The 21363-nt window shown below is 62.5% G+C and carries 20 protein-coding genes; 8 read left to right on the top strand and 12 right to left on the bottom strand.

The annotated features are described in order from the left end of the window. Positions 1-47: 47 nt before the first annotated feature. From LFT49_RS21620 to LFT49_RS21605, 4 genes are all read right to left on the bottom strand, one after another. A complete protein-coding gene (locus LFT49_RS21620; RefSeq protein ID WP_237430637.1) occupies positions 48-191 on the bottom strand; it encodes a hypothetical protein in 144 nt (47 codons plus the stop codon). A 79-nt stretch (positions 192-270) separates the two neighbouring features. Beyond that, the gene (locus LFT49_RS21615) at positions 271-939 is read right to left on the bottom strand and encodes a helicase associated domain-containing protein (RefSeq protein WP_237430636.1); all 669 of its coding nucleotides are present in this window, start codon (positions 937-939) and stop codon (positions 271-273) included. Beyond that, on the bottom strand, positions 936-1106 hold the full coding sequence (locus tag LFT49_RS21610; RefSeq protein ID WP_237430635.1) for a hypothetical protein: 171 nt from the start codon (positions 1104-1106) through the stop codon (positions 936-938). Before LFT49_RS21610 ends, LFT49_RS21615 begins: the two co-directional genes overlap by 4 nt. Positions 1107-2107: 1001 nt before the next feature. Continuing rightward, on the bottom strand, positions 2108-3322 hold the full coding sequence (locus tag LFT49_RS21605) for an IS110 family transposase (RefSeq protein WP_237430669.1): 1215 nt from the start codon (positions 3320-3322) through the stop codon (positions 2108-2110). Positions 3323-3688: 366 nt separating this feature from the next. On the opposite strand from LFT49_RS21605, the gene LFT49_RS21600 reads away from it, so the two are divergent. The 4 genes from LFT49_RS21600 (at position 3689) to LFT49_RS21585 (ending at position 8866) form a co-directional block, all read left to right on the top strand. Continuing rightward, positions 3689-4723, top strand: coding sequence for an IS110 family transposase (locus tag LFT49_RS21600; RefSeq protein ID WP_237430634.1), 1035 nt, complete (start codon positions 3689-3691; stop codon positions 4721-4723). 436 nt (positions 4724-5159) lie between these two features. After that, positions 5160-6509, top strand: a complete 1350-nt coding sequence (locus tag LFT49_RS21595; protein WP_237430633.1) for a ParB/RepB/Spo0J family partition protein — start codon at positions 5160-5162, stop codon at positions 6507-6509. A 305-nt stretch (positions 6510-6814) separates the two neighbouring features. Then, positions 6815-8059, top strand: coding sequence for a relaxase/mobilization nuclease domain-containing protein (locus LFT49_RS21590; RefSeq protein WP_237430632.1), 1245 nt, complete (start codon positions 6815-6817; stop codon positions 8057-8059). Positions 8060-8077: 18 nt separating this feature from the next. Next, entirely contained in the window at positions 8078-8866 is a 789-nt protein-coding gene (locus LFT49_RS21585; RefSeq protein ID WP_237430631.1) for a hypothetical protein, read from the top strand. Positions 8867-8936: 70 nt separating this feature from the next. Here the strand turns inward: LFT49_RS21585 and LFT49_RS21580 are convergent, their stop codons facing one another. From LFT49_RS21580 to LFT49_RS21570, 3 genes are all read right to left on the bottom strand, one after another. Then, a complete protein-coding gene (locus LFT49_RS21580) occupies positions 8937-9827 on the bottom strand; it encodes a restriction endonuclease (RefSeq protein ID WP_237430630.1) in 891 nt (296 codons plus the stop codon). 108 nt (positions 9828-9935) lie between these two features. Next, positions 9936-11069 carry a hypothetical protein gene (locus LFT49_RS21575; RefSeq protein ID WP_237430629.1) on the bottom strand — a complete coding sequence of 378 codons (1134 nt, stop codon included), beginning with the start codon at positions 11067-11069 and terminating at the stop codon, positions 9936-9938. Between the two features lie 155 nt (positions 11070-11224). After that, positions 11225-11710, bottom strand: coding sequence for a hypothetical protein (locus LFT49_RS21570; RefSeq protein WP_237430628.1), 486 nt, complete (start codon positions 11708-11710; stop codon positions 11225-11227). 142 nt (positions 11711-11852) lie between these two features. On the opposite strand from LFT49_RS21570, the gene LFT49_RS21565 reads away from it, so the two are divergent. Then, positions 11853-13019, top strand: coding sequence for an ATP-binding protein (locus tag LFT49_RS21565; protein WP_272912571.1), 1167 nt, complete (start codon positions 11853-11855; stop codon positions 13017-13019). A 67-nt stretch (positions 13020-13086) separates the two neighbouring features. Here the strand turns inward: LFT49_RS21565 and LFT49_RS21560 are convergent, their stop codons facing one another. The 4 genes from LFT49_RS21560 to LFT49_RS21545 all read right to left on the bottom strand — a co-directional run bounded on the left by LFT49_RS21560 (position 13087) and on the right by LFT49_RS21545 (position 17535). Then, on the bottom strand, positions 13087-14025 hold the full coding sequence (locus tag LFT49_RS21560; protein ID WP_237430626.1) for a hypothetical protein: 939 nt from the start codon (positions 14023-14025) through the stop codon (positions 13087-13089). Between the two features lie 127 nt (positions 14026-14152). Then, complete coding sequence (gene istB, locus LFT49_RS21555; protein ID WP_237428195.1) at positions 14153-14941, bottom strand: IS21-like element helper ATPase IstB; 789 nt, start codon at positions 14939-14941, stop codon at positions 14153-14155. Next, on the bottom strand, positions 14938-16467 hold the full coding sequence (gene istA, locus LFT49_RS21550) for an IS21 family transposase (protein ID WP_237428196.1): 1530 nt from the start codon (positions 16465-16467) through the stop codon (positions 14938-14940). The genes istB and istA overlap by 4 nt, the downstream gene beginning before the upstream one ends. 474 nt (positions 16468-16941) lie before the next feature. Beyond that, positions 16942-17535 (bottom strand): hypothetical protein, encoded by a 594-nt coding sequence (locus LFT49_RS21545; protein ID WP_237430625.1) that lies wholly within the window; start codon positions 17533-17535, stop codon positions 16942-16944. 337 nt (positions 17536-17872) lie between these two features. Between LFT49_RS21545 and LFT49_RS21540 the strand changes: the two genes are divergently transcribed. From LFT49_RS21540 to LFT49_RS21530, 3 genes are read left to right on the top strand one after another with little or no spacing between them, the layout of a single operon-like run. After that, positions 17873-18967 carry a tyrosine-type recombinase/integrase gene (locus LFT49_RS21540; protein ID WP_237430624.1) on the top strand — a complete coding sequence of 365 codons (1095 nt, stop codon included), beginning with the start codon at positions 17873-17875 and terminating at the stop codon, positions 18965-18967. Further along, positions 18960-19313 carry a helix-turn-helix domain-containing protein gene (locus LFT49_RS21535; RefSeq protein ID WP_237430623.1) on the top strand — a complete coding sequence of 118 codons (354 nt, stop codon included), beginning with the start codon at positions 18960-18962 and terminating at the stop codon, positions 19311-19313. Before LFT49_RS21540 ends, LFT49_RS21535 begins: the two co-directional genes overlap by 8 nt. Further along, positions 19306-20775 (top strand): Fis family transcriptional regulator, encoded by a 1470-nt coding sequence (locus LFT49_RS21530; protein ID WP_237430622.1) that lies wholly within the window; start codon positions 19306-19308, stop codon positions 20773-20775. The genes LFT49_RS21535 and LFT49_RS21530 overlap by 8 nt, the downstream gene beginning before the upstream one ends. Here the strand turns inward: LFT49_RS21530 and LFT49_RS21525 are convergent. Beyond that, entirely contained in the window at positions 20759-21172 is a 414-nt protein-coding gene (locus LFT49_RS21525) for a DUF6924 domain-containing protein (protein WP_237430621.1), read from the bottom strand. The genes LFT49_RS21530 and LFT49_RS21525 overlap by 17 nt on opposite strands. Between the last annotated feature and the right edge of the window lie 191 nt (positions 21173-21363).

The following is a 21363-nucleotide window of genomic DNA, read 5'->3' as shown; positions in this document are numbered from 1 at the left end:
CCCGAAGGGGGATTGCCTGCTGGTGTGCTCAGCAGCCGCGGGTGATGTCAGGAGAGGCGGCGGAATTCGCCGGGGCGGATCTGTACGAGGATGGGCAGGGCCATCTGGAGGGGTTCAGCTCCGATCGGCTCGTCGAGCAGGTCGTTGACCGATGTTTGCCCTTCCAGCTCTCCGGACGAATCCCGCTCCATGGTCATGACCCTAGGCGGATCTCACCGCCGGCATCCCGTTCGACACGCGCCCGGTCCCTGTCGCCGCGCCCTCGGGCATCTACGGCGAGGAATGGGTCTTGCGTCGGCCGCCGCGGTGGCCCCTGCCTTCCCGCCAGCCGGGCAGGAGGGTGTTCAGCTGCTGTTCTTTGGCCGGGTCCATCCTTCCGGCGCGGTAGTCGATCCGTTGCCCGTGCAGCCACACCCCAAGGGTCCGCTCTGCCTGATCGTCTGTTTTTTGATGCCGGGGCCAGTCACCGCCGGCGGCCCTTATCCTGTGGAGTTCTTTCAGCCGCTGGTGCCACCGTTTCTCGTCCTCGGCCTTGCGGGTTGAAGGCTTATCCCATCCAGGAATCACCGCGAGTGCATACCGGTAGGTGGGGGAGAGGGTCCCCTCGGCCGCGTCCCGGCGGCGGTTTGCCAGCCAAGAGGCCAAGGCACGCTCCCGTGCGGCCTTCGCGTGGCTGACCGGCAGCCGGCCATGCGATTCGAGGAAGGCAAGGACGTCGGCTAGGTTCCACAGGCCCGCCTCGGATTTCCGCCTGGCAGGGGGCTGGGCGGCTTTGTGTTCGTCCCTGATGCCCGGGTCTGCCTTCACGGCGATCTGCAGGTGGTACCGGACGGTGGTTTCGGCGACGCCGGCCGCGGCGGCGATCGTCGATGTCGGCGTACCTTGTCGGTACTGCCGGACAAAGTCGGGGTGGGGCGATGGGCGCCGGGCCTCGGTCATGGTCGTCCCGAGGGTCCCTTCGGCGGGACGGTCCGCTTCAATTCAGCGATCCGTAGCCGGAGAAAAGTGATCACCAGGATCAGGACGTAGATCGCCAGACCGATCAGTACTGCCATCACGACGATGTAGAGCACTGCGAGGATGCCGAAGCTTGGACCGACGTTCATTGATTCCCCCAAAATTTGTTTAGGCCGTAGCCTACGCCCGACCCCAACATTGCTGCGCAGGACACAGGGCCGGCTCGCGGGGCTCGCCCTGGTTTGCGCTGCGCTTCAACCAGTTGATGGGCGTCCGCTGGCGCGGCCGGCTGTTGGGTCCAGGGGGCGCCGTCGCAGAGCTCCGGACCCCCTGGCCCTGGTGTGTCTACGACGATGCTCCTATAGCCGTCAAATCGCCTCTTGGTGCGGCTGGTGGCGCTTGTTTTTGGCAGTGGATCCAGTGGAACCTCGACGTTTCCGGGGGCTGCTGGCAGGGGTGGCTGGGGGACGGCTGCAGAGGGTTGGCCGCGATGCCTACTCCGGGTCGTCAGTCTTGGTTTTCCAGCCTATGGCTGGTGTGTAGGCTGCCACGATGTATCCCGTACCAAAGGACGGTTCGGATTCGGTGGTTCGGCGTAAGGTCGCGCTGCTGCAGCGCAAATCGTGTATAGCGCCCTTGACCTTGGTGATGGCGTCGCTGATATCCGTGGCTTGGACCGTAAAGTACCCTGCCCCGCGCTCGGTTACGTATGTGAGGAAGAACGCCATAGAGGGAAGCTTGGCAGGACCTAGAAATTTTGCATACGGCCCAAAGACCCCTCATGGGCATGGGTTTTGGGACTCGGATGAGACGTTTAGTGGCCTCGTCCTCGGTGTCGCTTGGCCATTTCTTCCAGTGTCACTCTCAGAATTTCTACCTCTAGGCCATGCAGGAGGGGGATGTCATGAACGAAGGCGTCCAGTTCCAAGACGTCAGCGCTTCCTCCTCGTGATATGTACTGAAGCCAGAGGTCCTCAATGGAGAACTCACCTGTTTCGAGGAGACGCAGGGCTGCTGGGCGAGGATCGTATCTTGTCATCTCGACCTTCTAGATGCAGTTGGGCCGTGTGATGTCTTTGCTGGAACGGCATCATGATAGACGATGGACAGCCACTGCTTGACGTCCTTTAAGGCTACGCTCTGACCGGATCTAAGGCCCGGTTCGGTACCCCCCTCCTTTATCCTGGTTGGTCAGCCATTGCCGGTAGTCCGCGGCGAGGGCGTCGTTGCGAATGAGTCCGCGTTCCAGACGAGAAATGATGGATACCCATTGGCCCAGTTCGCCGGCTACGGTCGTGATGGTCATGCCGAGTTCGGTTCGCATGCGGCGGAGGTCGGAGATGTCCGGTGCAGGCCGGGGGTTGGTGATCTGCCGGTAGATTTCCCTGGCTGCGTAGCGTTTGAGGCAGCGCATGATTTCGCGTTTGCCCTTGCCCTCGGCCGTCCGTTTGACCACGTAATCCTTGGTCCGCTGACACGATCCCATGCGAACCAGCACCACCTGATGCAAAGCGTTATTGGCATTGCGGTCGCCGCCTCTACTGAGCCGGTGGCGCGTTGTCTTGCCGGACGATGCCGGTACCGGCGCGACCCCGACAAGCGAGGCGAATTGGGCTTCGTTGCCCATCCGTTCCGGGTTGTCCCCGAAGGTGATCAACAGCTGACTGGCTACCTCGGTCCCGACTCCTGGGAGATCACAAAGCATCGGAGCGTAGCTGTCGAGGATTTCCTTGAGCGCCGCGTCAGCAGCCTCAATTTCCGCTCCCAGTGCTTGGCAGCGTGCTGCCAACGCCTTGAGCGTCATAAGGGTCACGTACTCGGGGTCCGCCAGATGCCCCGAAGGTCTCGTGCGCTGCAGGGCAGGAATCAGCGCTGAGGTAGCCAGCGCCCGGTATTTGTCCCGGATCTTGTCCGGGGCCGAAACGAGGAGCGCCTTGATCTGGTTAATGGCCGCGGTCCGGGCCTTGATGGCTGACGCGCGCCCGGATCGTATGATCCGCAGGCATTCCACCGGGCCGTCCTTGGCCTTCGGGATCGCCTTCGTCCGCCCCTCAAGCACGGACTTGGCGGCCTGGTAGGCATCGAGCGGGTCGGACTTTCCGTTGAGTCGGCGGGCGGCGCGGTTCGGGCGGTTTACCTCCAGCACAGTAAGCCCGGCGGCCCGGAGAGTTCGGGCGAGTTCGGCGCCGTAGGAGCCTGTTCCTTCGACACCGACGGCGGTGACAGTGCCGTAATTGGTGATGAAGTCCACGATTTTCCTGTATCCGGATCCTACGGCCAGGAATTCCTTGTCCGCGAGGGGTTTGCCGTGTTCGTTGATGACGGCCACGTGGTGTGTGTCGGCGTGGGTGTCTATGCCCGCGATGACTTTTGTTGGTTTGCTCGTTTGCCAAGATGGAAATTGCCCCTCAGTCGCGTCGAATGCTGATTGATCGGGCGCGGGCCAGGTGGGCAGACAAAACGGTACTGGGACTGGTCGTATCAGGCTCCTGACTTGTTCCATTAGGGGTGGGACGCCGCAGGATCTGCAGTCTTGTAGCGTCCAGGGTGTCAGCCGGCACAGGTCCGCAAGCTCCTTGCCGCCCGTATCGTTCGGGTTGGCTCACTCATAGCGTGCCGCGCCGCTGACGCCCGCCCGGGGCGTGGCTCGACAGAGGCATGCAAACACTTCAAGTCAGGGTGCCCGCCACGGGTGATCCATCACCGAAATCGGCGAAAGGAAACCCTGGACATGATTGTTATCGGCATCGATCCACATAAATCCTCCGTTACTGCCTCAGCCATCGATTCCTTAGGTTGCCAACTCGCGGTGCGGCGCTTCGTGGTCAATGCCGGCACTGCCAAGCAACTGTTGGGTTGGGCCGAGCAATGGCCTGAACGGAGATTCGCGATTGAGGGCGCTAACGGGCTCGGACGCGGACTTGCCCAGATCCTTGTGGCCCGCGGGGAGTCCGTGGTCGATGTCCCCTCGACGTTGGCCATGAAGGTCAGAGTTCTTTCCACTGGCGGTGGCCGAAAGAGTGACCCGGCCGATGCCTTCGCCGTTGCCGTCACTGCACTTCGGCAGGAAAATCTGCGGACGGTTACGGCCGAAAACCAGAGCACGATTCTGCGATTGTTGGCCGAGCGCCGCGAAGACCTTGGCCACGAGCGCGCCCGGATACTGAACCGCCTGCACCGGCTCCTGCGTGAACTGGTACCCGGCGGCGTCGAGACCGGCCTCAATGCCGAGAAGGCGGCCGCCGCGCTGCGTACTGTCCGGCCGGCAACCGCCACCGATGCCGTCCGACGCGAACTCGCCCGGGACCTGCTGGCTGATCTGCGGCGCATCGACGCAGCCATCAAAGGCAACGAAGCACAAACCCGTGAAGCCCTGGCAGCATCCGCCACGACCTTGCAGGAGATCCCGGGAGTTGGCGTCGTTCTCGCGGCAAAGCTTCTCGGCCATGTCGGCGACATCACCAGGTTCCCGAGCGCCTCACACTTCGCCAGCTACACAGGAACGGCGCCCCTGCAAGCTTCAAGCGGCAATCAGAACCGCCACAGACTGAACACCGGCGGCAACCGGCAGCTCAACTCAGTGCTGCACACCATGGCAATCTGTCAAAGCCGCGACCCGGGACCAGGGCGGGATTACTACCTGAAGAAAACCGGCGAAGGAAAAACACCCCGCGAAGCCCGCAGGGCACTCAAACGACGCCTCTCCAACGTCCTCTACCGGCGAATTCTGCACGACCACCAGCAGGCCCTAAACACTGCTGCTTGACACACAGAGGCGCTATGAGGTCATGTCCGCCTGGCTCGACACCCCTTTTAACGGACCTTGAGCCGGCGGACAGATCGTCGGGAAGACAGTGCCGCCTGGTACGTCAGTTTTTGGCTGGGTCACGCCGGCTCAAGGACTGTTCCAGTATTACCGTTTTGGCTGCTGTCCTGACGGATTGTACGTGCCCGCTCCGGCCCGTCCAGCCCCTGTCGTTCCTCCCGGGGCCTGCGGTGCGCAATTCTTCGACGGCGCTCCTTCGTCGCTGATTTCCTTACGAAGATTTCCGCACCTTGCCCTCACGGGTGGACGGGCCTGCGTCGGGCACAGCTCCGCAAGCTTCGCCAGCAGCCAAAACAACGCGGGGGAGAAGGGGAGCTGGCCGGTCACCACGCACCGCCCCACCCACCCACTTCTCGGACAAGAAGGACAGATATTTATGAGCGCAACACCCGTACTGGAAATGCTCGACCCGGCCACTCTGACCGTGGACGTCAATGTCCGCAAGGATACCGCCCTGACCGCTGACTTCATCGCCAGCATCAAGGAACACGGCGTGATGGAACCGGTCATCGCCCACCGCAAGGACGACGGCACCGTGCACGTGCTGATGGGTCAGCGACGGACCCGCGCGGCCGTCGAAGCGGAGCGTCCGGTGATTCCGGTGATGATCATCGAGTCCCCGGAAGAGGCCGAGCGGATCGTGACGCAGGTGGTGGAGAACATTCAGCGCGCTGAACTGACCGAGGCGGATGAGGCCGAGGCTTATCACCAGCTGTCCTTGATCGGGGTTTCGGCGGCAGCGATTGCGAAGAAGACCGGACGGACCAGGACAACGGTCGAGTCCGCGTTGAAGGCCAAGTCCTCGGACGCGGGAGACTCCGCCCTGGGCAAAGGATGGACCCTTGAGGCGGCACTGATCATGGCCGAGTTTGAAGGGGACGTATCGGCGTCTGAGGAGCTCGAGTCGGTCATGGTGGACGAACCCGATCAGCTCTTGCACGTCGCCCAGCTCCTGCGCGATAAGCGTGAGAGCGCCGCCGCTCTCGCCGCCCTGCAGGGGGAACTCGTTGCCCAGGGCAAGACCATCGTGGAGGACGCCGGGCATTACGCCGACGACGAGAACCTCTACGTCACCGCCGCTAAAAGGGAGGACGGGGAACCTGCCACGGAGGAGGACGCCAACGCCGTCCTGATCACCACGGACTACCGGGGCCAGCACCGCACCCACCCGGTGATCGCGTCGTGGAAGGACACGGGCTTCGCCCCGAAGTACGAACGCTACGACGGCGGCCAGCAACAGAAGAAGGGCCCCATGACGGAGGAGGCGAAGGCCGAGCGTAAAACCCTGATCGAACGCAACAAGGCGATGTTGTCCGCGCAGGTGGTCCGCCGTGATTTTGTGACCGGCCTGTTGGCGAAGAAGCAGGCACCGAAGGGATGGCAGTACTTCACCGTCCGCGCGATCACCCACCACCCCGAGACGGCCAGCGGCTACGACGGGGCAGTGGCCGCAGGGATGATCGGGGTCAAGGTGGACGAGGAGAAGACTTGGGCGTGGAACCCGCTCCGCACTCACGTGGCGAAGTCCACGGTACGGCCGGAGTTTTCCCTGATCGCCCTGATCTGTGCCGGGTATGAGAAGACGATCGCGAAGGACTCATGGCGGTCGCCAAGCCAGACCCACAGGGACTATTTGAACCAGCTGGTGACGTGGGGATACACCGCAAGTGAGGTCGAGAAAATCATCCTCGACAGCGGTACCCCAACGAAGGACGAAGAAGCCTAAAACTCCCGTGCCGGGCGGACCTGAACATCCGCCCGGCACGGACCCCACGGGCTCATCGCCCGAGGGCCTGGAACCTTTCAAAAGTGGGGCGGTCCGCCGCCCGGTGCGAACCACGACAGCGACTCACCAGCGGCGGACCGCCGTTCGCGCACGAATCGCAACCCCTGCCACCGTGGCGCGCTGGACCTGCAGCGGCTGGTAACGTTGTCACCAGATTTCCTTTGTCCGAGGAGAACAAAAAGGGCCGGCTATGCCGACCCTTTTTGTGTGTTCATGAGCGCCCTACCAGGCGAAGGGATACCGAGATGGGGTTCACCGAGACAAGTGGACGGGCGCCGGCGCAGTGGGTGGCGATCCGTCACGGCCACAGCAAAGCCGGGAACGACCACATCCACATTGCCGCGTCCATGGTCCGTGAGGACGGCACGAAGTGGAGCAGCTGGCGGGACTTCCCCCGGGCACAACAAGCCGCCCGAGAGCTTGAGAAAAAGTACGGTCTGGAAGAACTTTCACCCACGCATTCCACCCGTGGCCTGCGGCCCGGTGAACGTGAAGCATCCGAGCGGCGGGGAGCGCCGGAGCCGGAACGCCGGTCTCTGGAACGCAAGGTCCGTGCCTGCGCGACGTCGGCCCAGGATGAGGCCGAATTCATTCGACGGCTCCGCCGTACCGGCGCCTTGGTTCGGCCGCGGTACGCGTCCGGGCGTGATGATGTGGTGGTGGGTTACAGCGTGGCAGAACGTCCCCCCAGAGGTGGCCGGCCTGTGTGGTTCGGCGGCGGTCACCTCGCCAAAGACCTTGCCCTGCCCAAGCTCTGCACCTCGTGGCCTGACAGCCCACGCGGTGCCGCCGAGGCGGTCGCGGAATGGCAGGCAGCGGCACGGGGACGGCGCCCGGTCACGACCGGCCGCGAGACCTGTGAACCGGACCCACAACTGTGGGAGCAGTACAGCGACGAAGTCGCCCGGCTCCGCGAAACGCTGCGCTCTGTCCCGTTGGATGATCACCCGACGTGGGCGCACGTTGCGCGCGAGACCTCCGGCGCCTTCGCGGCCTGGTCCACGGCGACCGAGGCAACGCCGGGACCACTCGCAGCAGCAGCCGATGAGCTGTCCAAGACAGCGCAGCTGCGCCGCTACCCGGTCCGCCCCCTCCGCAGCGCAGGGCCATCTGCCCGCGGAGCTTCGCTCATGCTCATGGCAGCGTCGATGGGCGGCACCGGAACCGCCGCGCAGGCAATTATGCTGCGCCAGTTACTCAACGTCGCAAAGGCCGTCCACGACATGCACAAGGCATCAAATGATCTGCGCCGCGCACGCCAGATCAGCCACATGGTCAAGCACCACCTGAGCCAGGTCGCGGCGGCACTGCCCAGCGTCCCAGCGACAACGCCGACAGTGGAGAGCGAAGCTGCCGCCGCGGTACGCGCCAGTGCAGCCGGGCAGGTTCCGGGTCGGTCCGCCGGTTCGGTGCTGCCGCCGAAATACGTGCAGGCACGCACCCACGTGAACACCCGAAGCGGGACAACCGGTCCGGACATCGAGAGATAACACCAACGAGGGGGAACCATGAGTGAATCTGACGGCATCGAGGAAGCAATCGAGGGAATGTCGCGCGTTGGGCTGACCGTCGCAGGCCGGCTCGGTGAACAACTGGCTAGGGCCCGCGAGCAAGAGCTGCGCCGCGCCCAAGCAGCAGAGGAACAACAGGCCCGTGCGTTGCAGGCACGCTTCGACGCGGAGCGGGCAGCGGCCCGCGCCCAGCTCGCCCCCGTCATGGACAACCGGTGGTGGGACACCGCCAGCGGCTGCGACGTCGAAAGGGTGCATGAGACGGCCACCGCGTGGAAGGACCAGGACCCGGCGGCGCGCGACGCGGCCGAGGTCATCCGTGACCAGGTACAGCGCCGCTACGGGTTGGACGTGGACAACCTCGGTGCCGATGAAGCGTCCGTGGCGGAAGCCCTGGCTAAAGCTGGACGTGACCGCGAACAGGCAGAACAGGAACGCCGCACGGGCCGTGAAGAGAACGCCCAGGCTGGGCAGCTGCTGGCCGAAGCTGACCGGGAGGACCGGGACCGTGAACGAGACGTCACCGAAGAGAACCAGCGCCCCGGGTCACTGGCAGGAGAGGCCGGCCTCAAGTTCGACTCGGCCGAGCGCCGGCAGGACTTAGCCGCCAGCCTGGAAGACGTTGCCGACCGTGAGGCCGTGCAGGCACGACTCAGCGCGGACCAGGACCAGGCAACCCCGCCCAGCGCCGCCGTCGCCAAGGCGCCAGAACGGAACCCGAAGACCCGCAAAACGCGCGGGGCAAACAGTCAGGCCAGGCTCCTGCGGAAAGGCATGAGCCGGTAGTTACTGGACCTTATATTGGTTGCTCAGGTAGGCGTCCAAGGAAACTCTGCGGCGCCTGGTTGGCCGGCTTTTAGATGGTGGCAAGGCGTAGATGAGGTTCGCCGTCAACGGAGGCAGCGTGTGTTTTTGCTCGAAGTGCGTCTGGGAGTTCTACCCGTCCCTCGAAGATGAGGGCGAGGTCCTCTCCATCTATGAGAATTAGTCGGGACTCGTGGGCAAGTCGGTATTGCGCGACGACCTCCGGTCGGAATCCAGCCATCGATATGAATATGGCGCGGGTCGCGTGGATGCGTCGGCTCGCTTTGTTGGAGAGCCCAGCCAGGTCAGCTTCCACTGCTGGTTGCTGGCGCCAGCGGGCTTCGACCAAGTATGTGAACCCGTCCAAAACCAAAGCACCGTCAACTTGGTCAATCTCGGTTTTATATGACCCTGTGAAATCGAATTCGTACGTTCTGAAAAGTTCTGCCAGTTGCTTTTCAAAGGCGTACCCGCGGGTCTGGGTGTTGGCTTCTTGATGGAGTGCCTGGAATTGATTTCGGAGGGTTGCGAGCTTCTGTGACCGGAAGGTTCTGGCTTCGACAGCGGCGGCAGCTTGTTCCTTGCGCTGACGCTGCTTGAGTTGTTCAGGATCGACTAGCAGCTGGGAGCGTTGGGCAAGACGGCGCAATTCCTCAATTGCTTTCATCCCAGAGGCCTGATCAGCCTTGGGGTCCGGTTTTTCGAGGTTGGCCAGGGCCTGAACTATATTTTTCTGGACGATTCGACCTTTGGAACCAACCCGCTCCAAGTCATCCCAAGCAGTTCTCATGGCTTGGTACTTGGACAGCTGCTCGTAGCGTGTGGCGGCGTTCTCACTCACACCAGACGTACGGAAAATGTGTCTAAGGGAGGATTTCCAATAGAGTGCATCACCAGCAACACGCACTGCGGCTTCAAAAACGTCCAGAGGGATCGAAGTCATTTTCTGATCATGCCACTTTTGCCCTGAAGTTCCGCCCGGAGGACGAGAAGCTTCGTCCCTCAATGCGAGGCTGGAACCGGGCTTCGACCTTCGAATTGCTTAGGACGTCTATACGCCCCCGGAAGCGCCCGCTGGGCAGGCCTCGGGTATCCGACGACCGGCGTCGGCCGCGCGACGCCGGCGAAGCTTTGTTTCGGCCAGTTTTGTCATTGCCTGGGATGTGGACGCGTTGACACGGCGTGCCACATGGATGCGGGTGACATTGCCTGGAAGCCAGCGTGTAAGCAACCAGGCACTCCGGTTCCTGGTGGTGCCCAGTGACGCCAAGGAGAGCCCCGCAGGGAGGACGATCAGTACGAGGATGTGCTGAATGCTTCGTGGCTGGTCTGCCTGGAAGATGGTTAATGCAGCGATAAGGAGCAGCAGCGCGGTTCCCAGTGTGGAATGCCAGCGGGCTGCGGTGTCCTGCATGAACCAAGTGGCAGCAGTGCGGCTTACAACCGTGAGGATCAACGCGGTCCACAGGGCGGAAAAAATGTAAGAGGCGAGCCAGGCTTGCCAGCGATACTGCCCGATGATGATCACTTCGACGGTGCCGATGATGACCATGATGGTTAGGGCATCGAGAAGGGCGGCCATGGCGGGATGGTTGGCTGGGAGTCCGGTAAGCAGTGGAAGCCGCTTTCTGCGGAAGTGCGAAACGCTATGGCGGGCGGCGAGCACCTTGATATCAACGTTGTTGCTTTCCGTCCGCTCAATCCGTCCGGCTGCATCTGATGCTATAAAACAGTTCATCGCTGCCAGTGTCGTAACGACGAGAAGATTTTCAAGACTTCCGAAGGATCCGACACCCACGCCGAGCCAGGAGGTGGCTGCCAGGATGAAGCTGACTGTTGATGCCATGAGAGCAAGGAGCATAACCATCTTCCGGTGGCTGTATTCCTCAAGGGTTGTCGATTTTCTTGAATAGGCGGTTTGGGCCATGACTTGCAGCGCGATGGTTGCTGTTGAAACGGCTGCAAGGGCACCTAGAATTTCCCCTGGTCCAAGCGGGGTCACGTCTTCAGGTAACAGACTCCAGCGCCCCGTTTGGGAAATATGCCTCGCGTACATTATCGCAATGATGTAGAGAGTCGTGCCTAGACTCAGGCGCAGTACCCGCCAGAACGTCAGGGATGCGGCCATATCCAAGCGCACTGCGACTCTCAGTCGGATCGGAATCGGCAGGTAACGGCGGCCCATAGATAGTCCTCATTCAGGCTTTAGTGCAGCGAAAGGTGATCAGGTTGCGAAAAAACTATTTGGACGCCGCACTCATCCAGCCGTCTTCGTTCAGCTTGAGCGGGAGGGTCCGGTAAGGCCTCGTGGGAATACTTAGTTCCTTCCAGTTCCCGTGTTCACCACCTGTAGTAGGACATTCCATTCTTCACTACCGGTTCCTTGACCGTTCCAGTATCAAGATCTCTAATTTCCCCTCCGGCAAGGTGAACACTTCCGCCGCGGACCCCTCGGTTCTCGACCTGCCCTGCCACGTGGAGCGACCCGGCGAGCTTGCCGCCTTTCTCGACCTTGAGGAAGCCACCGGAATCTATGTGCACCGACCCGCTTTGATCGCCGGCGACTTCGACTGTGGCCGTGGGCGCTACGTGCAGGGAACCGGAATGCTTGCCCAGGATGTAGCCCGCGCTTCCGGGACGAAATGTAAGCGAACCCGAGTGGCCAGCCCCGGCTGCGAGCGTGAACTCAGCCCCTTCGTGGACACAGATACTGCCGTCATAATGAGTGGTTAGCTCCTCATGCCCTTCGATGATCCGTGGCTCTCGAAGCTCTTCCACGCCATTGGTGATGAAAGTGTCTTGCCGGTGTTCATGATCTGCGTTCACGGTGCCCCTTTGCTGTCGGATCTGGTTGCTTGCGTGGCTGGCGTCGGCATAGGTGCTCAGGCCGACTGAACTAACCATATCTACTAATGTCTATTTTTTTGCTATATATTTATACACTTCCCTAGACTTTAGTAGAGGCTAAATGGATCCCGTAGCTAACCCGTACTCGCCCGGAGCTGGACGGAAACCGGCTGCCCTCGTTGGGCGGGACCAGCCGCGGCAGGACTGGCAGGTGGCCATCCAGCGAGTTGAGGCAGGACGTTCGGCGCAACCGTTCGTCCTCTATGGTTTGAGGGGCGTTGGGAAGACAGTCCTCCTTTCAGATTTTCGCCGTTCGGCCGCCGAACGGGACTGGCTCGTTGCCCAAGTCGAAGCCGGTGCCGGTAAGACGTTGCGCGAGACGTTGGGTGAAGCACTTCATGGTCCCCTCGCTGATCTGGCACGCCCCTCGGCTGGGAAACGGCTGCTTAAAGCATTGAAGACAGCGGTCAGTTTTAAGGCGTCCTACGACCAAAGCGGAACGTGGAACTTTGGGATGAACTTGGATGGTGCATCCGGTGGGGGAGCGGACACGGGTGTCCTTGAAACCGATCTTCGGAAACTCATTCACGATCTGGCCTTGGCGGCTGAAGAAGAGAATGTGGGCCTCGCGATTCTTATCGACGAAGCCCAGGACCTTGCCTCGGCCGAAGTCGTGGCTCTCTGCGCAATAGCCCACGCCGCTGCCCAAGATGACTGGCGGGTACTGTTCGCATTCGCCGGACTGCCGAGCCTCCCACGGGTCCTCGCTGAGGCAAAGTCTTACGCTGAACGGTTCAACTACGAGAAAATTGAAGAACTTCGGGGAAAAGTTGCTTCTGAAGCCTTGACCAAGCCAGCGGCAGAGGACGGCGTCGACTGGGACGAGTCTGCTGTCGCATTGATTGTTGACGAGAGTGCAGGATATCCGTACTTCTTGCAGCAGTTTGGACAGGACACTTGGAACGCAGCCATGGGCGACGTGATTACCTACGACGATGCTCGTGTGGGGGCCGCCAACGGTCGGGCAGCATTGGACAGTGGATTTTTCCGGGCGCGTTGGGATCGCGCGACAAGAGCCGAGCAAACCTACCTTAGAGCCATGGCAGAAGATGGCGACAACGGCAGTTCGTCCGGAGAGATAGCGGCGCGCTTGGGACGTGGGCCGGCAAGTTTTGGCCCCATCCGGGCAAACCTGATCGCCAAGGGACTCGTCTACGCTCCCGAACACGGTGTTATTGCCTTTACCGTCCCCGGGATGGCCGCCTTTATAAAGCGACAAGCCAGGTGAGTGTTACCTGTGGGTGGGTCTTCGCCTTAGCACCGACATGGCAAAGTCCCCGGCCCACGGGATGTTGTCAGTATTGATCCTTCGTCCAGTAGATGTACTGGCCTTGATCAGTGATCCTGAAGTCGACTCCGTTCGCGCGCAACCAGGCGTCCGCTAGGATGCACAAATTCGAGAGGACATCCGCTAGCTCGTCAGGCTCCATTGGTTCGTCGGCCGGTTTTAGGCGATGGAGTTCCAGTCCCCAGTCGCTCCAGTTTGCATCGATGTACTCCTCCCAGCCGTCAGGTAGAACTTCCGGCCGGACGGCTTTGCCATTCTCGATACCCAGCTCCGCGGAAAGGTAAAACATCACGCGGATAAGGCTATTAGCGGCGTCAAGGGCTCGGAAGCACGCGGTTTGGATATCGGTTTTCCAACTGCTCCGCGATTCGTTGAGCTCTCTGCGGAAGTGGGCAAGCGCATCCTGAAAATGATCAACCTGAGAAAGGGGAGATGGGGCCCGGCGTTTTGCGAGCTGTTCGATCCGGTGGTCCTCCATGTGGGCCGCCAAGTGTTTCCGCCAGGCGTGCGGCGTATGCGGGAGCTGCGGCAGGTCTTGGTAATCATCACTTCCCTCTCCGCGGTTATGGAGAACGGCATGCCCCGCTTCGTGGAGAGCTATGTGGGCGGCCGCCGCACGCGCGTATTTGATCAGCTGGGGGGCATCCATATCCTGTGATGACGCGAAGAAGGCGAAGTCGGAAATGACAATGTCCGCCGTACCGTCCTCGTGCATGATTGTGCGGGCGCCGACGTGCCCCGCGCCTCGGTCGGTTGTGTAGGTATTTTCGTGATCCCTCGCTTCAATCTCGTTAACTGCCCTGACCATGTCGCCGGTGATAGTAAGACGCCATGTTTGAGGGTCGGGCAACAGCGACAGGATTTGAGCGGCCAGGATGTCCCCGAGGCGCTCCTGCTCAATTAGATACATCAGCGCAGGTCGGTTCTCATCATGGATGTGTGTCAATGGCCATTACGTTCTGCCCATGGGCGGCCAGTTGATGTGCCCGCTGGTGGCCAGTAAAACTGCCCGGTTATGGCCAACAGATCTGCCCACTGATTCGTTTCGGCGGGGTCGGCCATCGTTGGGTTGGTCAGTTCAAGCGGGTCACTCCTTTTCCGGCGAGGGCCTGGGTAAGACGGACGGAATCGCCGCTGGTCTGGCAGACGTGGGCGTGGTGCAGCAGTCGGTCAACGGTGGCGGTGGCGAGGGTTTTGGGCATGAGCTCATCGAACCCGGCGGGGTGGAGGTTGGAGCTGATCGCGACGGAGCGTTTTTCGTAGGCTGCGTCCACGACCCGGTAGAGGCCTTCGGCGGCGTCCGTGGCCACGGGCAACAGACCAATATCATCGATGACCACGAGCTCGGCGCGCAGGATCCGGGCAACGGCCCGGGTGACGCTGTCATCGGTTCGGTGGGCGCGGATGAGGACGCCGAGGTCCTCGAGCCTGAACCAAGCGACCCGCATTCCGGCTTCGACGGCCTGCTGGCCGAGGGCTTCGAGGAAGAACGTCTTCCCCGTCCCCGAGGGCCCGCAGACGACCAAGTTTTCCCTGCGGGTGATCCATTCCAGGGTCCGCAGTGCCTGCTGGGTCGGGCCCGGGATGGAGGACGCTGCAGGGTCCCACGCCTCGAAGGTCTTCCCGGTCGGGAACCCGGCTGCTTTGCGGCGGGAAGCGAGCATGGACCGGGCCCGGCCGGCGGCTTCCTCCGTGAAGAGGGCCTTGATGACCTCGGCCGGTTCCCACCGCTGGGCGCGGGCGGTCGCGATCAGGTCCGGGGCCAGCGCCCGGGCGTGGGGCATTTTCAGGGACCGCATCAGGGCCTCCAGGTCCGCCGGTAGCGGCGGAGCCACGGTATTGGTCGTGGTGACGGGGCTCATCGGGCCTCCTCCGGCGTGGTGATGGTTGCGGGGTTGCCGATCGCGGCCCACGCCCCTGTTCCTTGGGTGAGGGAGGTGGCTTCGTTGGCGGCGTGGGTGGTAGTGCGGCGGATGTTGGCGTTCAAGATCGAGGCGAGGTCCGGGTGCGCGAACCGGCCGTGCAGGGCGGCGTCGCCCAGGGCCCGGTCGACCTGATCAGTGCCGGCGATTTTGGCCAGCGTAACGGCTTCGGCCATTTTCACGTTCATCCTTGCGGTCCCGGCCGCGGCGGCCTCGACGAGCCAGGTTCTGGCGCCTTCGCCGATGGCCAGGAACGCGGCCTCGTCCGCGCTGCGGGCCCTCACCTCGTAGTCGCCGGGGAGCTTCGCCCGGGTTCCGGGGAAGTGTTCGTCGTTGATGGCGGGGCTGCCGGGCCGTGCCCGTTCGTGGCGGGCGACTTCGACGGGCCCGGTCGTGCCGTGGTGGACGATGATGACCTGCTCGCCGGGCCCGGTGCCGTGGGTGCGGACGAACACCCGGGCTCCGAGCAGGTGGGCCGGGACGGAGTACTGGGCGTTTTCGAAGGTGACCATTGGGGTGTTCTCCGGAACGCCGCGGGCCAGGCCGAACGCGACCGTGTGGGCGGTGTCCGGGATCCGGTGCAGCCGCGGGGCTTCCTCGGCGAGCATGGCCGCGGGTTTCCGCCGCGTCGTCCGGTGCTCACGGTGATTGACCTCGTCCATGAACGCCGTGCAGGCGGCCTCGAGCTCGGCGAAGGTGCGGTAGTCATCGCGGAGGTTGGTGTCTTTGGGCACGAGGTCGGCCTTGGCGAGTTTCACGGACGCTTCGACTCCGCCTTTGGTGGCCGGGTCCGCCGGTTGGCAGGTCAGCACGGTCACCCCGTAGTGCCGGGCGAAGTCCAGGGTCTGCTGGTTGCGCACCGGGACCCCGGCGACGTGGGCGGTGGTGACGGTCTTCTCGTTGTCCGTGAGGACATAGGTCGGCGCCCCTCCGAGGATCCGGAAGCACCGGTCCAGGGCCGCGAACACGCTCGGCGCGGTCCTGTCCCTGAGCGGGATCACGATGCGGAAGCGTGAGAACGCCAGCCAGGCCACGAAAAGGATGGTCTTCACCCCGCCGATCCGGGGCCCGTCGCCGAAGTCGTACTGCAACCACATCCCCGGTTCTGTGATCCACGGCCGGTGGACGCGGGTGTGGCCCAGCCGCCACGCGGCTTTGACCTGCGCGATCGCCCGGCGGGTAGACCGTTCCGAACCGGTGTAGCCCAGAGCGAGGAGCTTTTCGTGGGCCTTGTCGGCCCGGATCCGGCCCTTGGAGGCTTCGATCCATTCCTCGATCTTGGGCAGGAACGCGTCGGTGACCCGGCCGCGGGCCGCGGGTTCCCCGATCGGCCGGCCCGCGTCACGGGCGGTGACGTGTTTAGCAACGGTGTGGTGCGAGCAGCCCGTGAGCTCCGCGGTGGCGCGCAACGATCCGGTCAGATCGTAGGCAGCAAGAATTTCCATGATTTCTCCGTCAGACTTCATACAGGGCCTCTTCCTGGTTCGCTTTTGGTGCGCTTAGACACCGTCATCAAACCGCAGGGAGAGGCCCCCACCGCTTAAAGACGCGGCAGGAACAAGTAAGGAAGTGGGCAGATCTCATGGCCACCGGCGGGCAGTTCTGCTGGCCGCCAGCGGGCACTTTCGTGGCCGCCTATGGGCAGTTTTTCATGGCCGCTAACAGATGTGCGTAAGCGACAGGGTTATCCGAGTTTGCGCGGGGTCGGTCATGAGGCGAGCATAACTGGCGTAACAGACAGCCTGAAGCGCCTTAGTTTGGTCGCCTTAGGAAGACCGTTTGCCTTCTGAGAAACCAGTGAACGCCTTTTGACGATCGAGAGCTTGCTCCGGAATTTCTATCTCAAGGGTGGAAAATCGCCAGAGACGGGCTGGCAGCCGCGAAACGCAGGGGAGGTGACCTCACCAGATAGACCCGCGCCGGGCGGCGGTCCGTGGCGCTTAGTTGTCTTTGGAGCCGATGGCCCTAGCGGCGGCCAATGTTTCCCAGCGCTTCTGCGCTCCCTGGCGGCTGATCCCGAACGCTCGTCCAATTTTGTCCCAGGAGACGCCCGCCGCCCTGGCGGTGGCTACGGCGTCGTCGAGCTGGGCTTCGAGGTCCTTCAGGCTCTGGCTCAAGGTCTGGATGGTGTGCAGCGACAGGTGCGGGGCGATATGTCGGTGCCAGACGTCCAGGAACACCGGCTCCAAATCCTCCCGGTCGTCGATGTCAGCGGCGTCCGCGCTGGCCGGCGGTCCGGCGTAAATGCGCCCCGCGGCGACGTCCTCGTCGGAAGGGTCCCAAACCCGCGTCCACAAGGGATCCAGGATGACGTGTTCCCTGAACGGAACACAGCTGCAGGCAACCCGCCAGCCGACCACCTGCGACGGCGGCCGCCACACCTCGCGGGTCGGATCCTCCTCATGCGCGACCGGCCGGCCGTCAGGCGTCATCAGGTTGATCTCCATATACCTGCCGCCGGACCCGAACATACCGTCCGCGAAGACGCAGACCACATAGCCTTCATGCTCGCTGCCTTCGGTAAACCAGCCCATCGCGCTTCCCTTCGCCGCCCGCCAATTGCTACAGTGACAGTATGAGCGCTAGCAACTATCGTTGACAAGCGGATTAGCTATAGCAACTTTAGTTGACATAATCACCATTATCGGCGTTTAAACCACGGGAGTGGAAGTAGCTGCGAGAACTCCCGTTCCATGACTAATTTGGCGTTTTCGCAGGTCAGGCTGCCGTTGCGGCAATGAGTGCGTTCGGACGTTTGAACCTGAATTTTGCCCCTGGATCGCCGACCGCTGTAGGTTTCCTGCATCTAATGCATGTTTCCATGGTTTAGGGGTTGCAGTGAGTGGTGCCGTTCCGGGTTTCGTCCCGCGGATGCTGGTGGATCCGGATGTTGGGCTGTTCAGGGCCGACGAGCGTGTTTTCACGGCCATGCTGGATGGCTGGCGTGCACAGATGCTGGCCCGTGGGCTCACGACGGGCACCATCAAGCAGCGCTGCCAGCTCCTGGAGCGGTTCCAGGCGTTCACCGGTGAGTTTCCGTGGCAATGGCGGCCGGCAGACGTCGATGATTTCCTGGCCGGCCTGCGTTCCGGTGAGAAGCCGATCAGCCTGAAGACGCTGCGCTCGTACAGCAATGCGGTGGCGATGTTCTGCTCTTACCTGACGCATCCTGGCTATGGATGGGGTGAGTTCTGCGAACGCACTTTCGGCGTTATTCCCAGCCAGATCTGCTTTGAATGGAACACGCCCAGGCACACGACCGATGACGCCGTCCCGGCACAGCGGCGGGCCTTCGCCAAGGCGGAACTGCAACGGATTTTCGACCACATCGACGACCTGGTCGACCGTGAATACGCGGCCGGCAGCAAGCGCTGGCTGCCCCTGTTCCGCGATTCGGTGGCGTTCAAGGTCTGTTATGCCTACGGGCTTCGCCGCCGCGAGATGACCATGCTGGATCTGGTGGACTTTGGCCCCAATCCACACGTGAGTGAGTACGGCCACTTCGGCGCCGTCCAGGTGCGGTTTGCCAAAGGCACCGCCGGTTCCGGGCCCAGGCGGCGCACTGTGCTGACCGTGCCGGAATTCGACTGGGTCGTTGATCAACTGAGGACGTGGACATCATCCGGAGGGATGCGGGCCCGGTTTCCAACCGCGGACCGGTCATTGGCTCTCTGGCCAAGCGAGCGGGGCGCCCGGATGTCGCTAGGTGCTTTCGGGGATGCCTTCGCAGCTGCACGGGACGCCGTTGGATTGCCCAAGGAACTGGGGCTGCACTGCCTTAGGCATTCCTATGTGACCCATTTGATCGAAGCCGGCTACGACCCTGCGTTCGTGCAGACGCAGGTGGGTCACTCGTACGCCTCGACCACCGGCCTCTACACATCGGTATCGTCGGACTTCAAACAGAAAACCGTGCAGCAGATGATCGCACGCCGCATCACGACTTTGGAGGACTCAGATGCCTGAACAGCGCCGGATCGGCTACCGCTGGAACTTGCGTGCCCTCATGGCCAAGCGCAACCTCTGGAAGACCACCGAGTTGATGCCCCTTCTGAGATCCCGCGGAATCAACCGCTCCGAGAGCCAGGTCTACCGGCTGGTCACAGCCACGCCGGAACGCATCCCGGCCAGGACGTTCGCCGCGCTCTGCGACATCCTGGACTGCACGCCGAACGACCTGTTCGAACCGTTCGTTGAGATGCGCGCCGCGGCAACAGCCAACGCACCGCAGCGCAGCGAAGACCTCGGAATCCAACCAGGTAACCCGATCGCCAAGCGCATCCGACTGGTCACACCCGAGGACGGTGAGTAGGCCACGTAAAGCAGAGGACCCGATCCGCTGGCCGGTCCCCTGCAACCGCTGCGGCCAGCACCACCAAACCGTCGCACGGTGGCCCGACGGCGGAGTCTGCGGCTACTGCTACCAACAGGCAAAACGCACCCGCGGCATCTGCGCCTGCGGGCACGAAGGGGTGCTCCCAGGCCTTATCAATGAACAGCCGGCATGCCGCCAGTGCTCGGGCGTTCGGCTCAACGTTGACTGCCGGACCTGCGGGGCCGAAGACGAACTCCACAGCGGTGGTCGCTGCTGGAGCTGCGTCCTCGGCAGTGTCGTAGATGACCTGTTCACAGACCCGGCCACGGGATCCATCGCCAACGATCTGGTCCCGCTGGCGGCAGCGCTGAAGTCGATGAAACGGGCCAACAGCGGCCTGACCTGGATCCGCCAAAAGCACGTGACCGCGTTCCTCCGCAACCTCGCGGTCGCACCCGAAATCACCCACGAAAGCCTCGACGAACTGCCCGACTCACGCACCCGCGAATACGTCCGCGGGCTCCTCACCGAACACGGGGTGCTCCCTCAACGCGACGAACTCCGGACGCGCTACGACACATGGGCCGCCCAAGCCCTCGAACGCATGAGGGATCCTCAGAACGTTGACGTGATCCGCCGCTACATCCGCTGGCACCACCAACGACGAATGAACCACATGGACGAAGTCACCCGCGGCACCTTCCTCCGCGCCAAACAGGAAGTCACCGTGGCCATCGACTTCCTCAGCTGGCTCGCAGGCCATGGCATCCAACTGACCGAGCTGCAGCAATCCCACCTCGACGTATGGCAAGCCGAAGGACCCACAACCCGGCGCATTGCCGAGCGCTTCCTCAAATGGGCCATCAAGACCAAAGCAGCCCCATCCGGGCTCACCATCGTTCCGCACCGCCGCGGCACCAGCCGAAGACTCGCTAAACCCGGACAGGACGAAGCACTCAAACAAGTCATCCACGACGACGGAATCGAAGCACGTGACAGGGGCGCCGCGATCCTCATCCTCGTCTTCGGACAAACGGCTGAAAACATCGCACGACTAACCTGGAACGACGTGACCATCACCGAAGAACTGGTCACCATCCAGCTCGGGACAATCCAGATCGCCCTGCCGGATCCACTGGACAATCCTTGGCGCGAACTCGCCGCAAACCCAAGGCACGACCTGACCGCCTCACACCCCAATACCGCCTGGGTATTCCGCGGAGCCTCTCCCGGACGACACATCCACCCCGGACACCTCACAACGCGGCTCAGCAAGCTGTTCAGCACCCGGGCCGCGCGACTTGGAACTCTCCACGAACTCACCAAACTCGCACCCGTTGCCATCATCGCCGAGACCTTGGGCTACTCCCCCACCACCATCGAACGCCACGCCACCGATTCGGCCGCCGCTTACGCCCAGTACGTAGCTGCAGCAAAAGCTGTCAGGCAAAACCCCTAAAAACCCCGTCGCTCTCGGCCATGTCGGCGAACTCCTCCCAGTCCATGTTGGCGATGTTCAAGTTGTTATCGACTCCCCAAAGTTCACTGGCGACGCAACGGAACGGTTCATGTGACAAGTCGCCCAAATCAACTACCAACACTGGATAGTCAGGTTCTAGAGCGGCGCTGTCCACAATGAAGAGGACGACTGCATGTCCTCCGGTTGCCAGAGCCGCACGACGGACCTGCTCCCAATCAGCGTCTTCCCAAGCATTATCGTCAACGACTTCCACGTAGGCGCGAAAACCGTCTTCATTTTCAGTCAGGACAACGGAAAGCGCATCGGCCCAAGCGTTGGCATCGACGAAGCTCGTGCGGACCAAAAGTGAATTCTCTGTGCTTGGAAGAACCGGCATGCGGCTATCCAACCATGCGAATCAGGGCGGGTCCGAGACACGACTCGATGTTGTTGGCTCCCGGAGTGCTACTCCCGTGCCACGAATACCCGCGCATGCCAGTTCACAACAGGTAGGGAAGTGCCCCCGAAAGGGCGGTTTTTAACATTTTTTCCCGCGTTTTCCCGGGACCGGATGATCGGACTTCCCCG

The organism is Arthrobacter sp. FW306-06-A (assembly GCF_021870055.1).
GTDB lineage: Bacteria > Actinomycetota > Actinomycetes > Actinomycetales > Micrococcaceae > Arthrobacter.
This window is presented reverse-complemented; position numbering and strand designations above follow the sequence as displayed.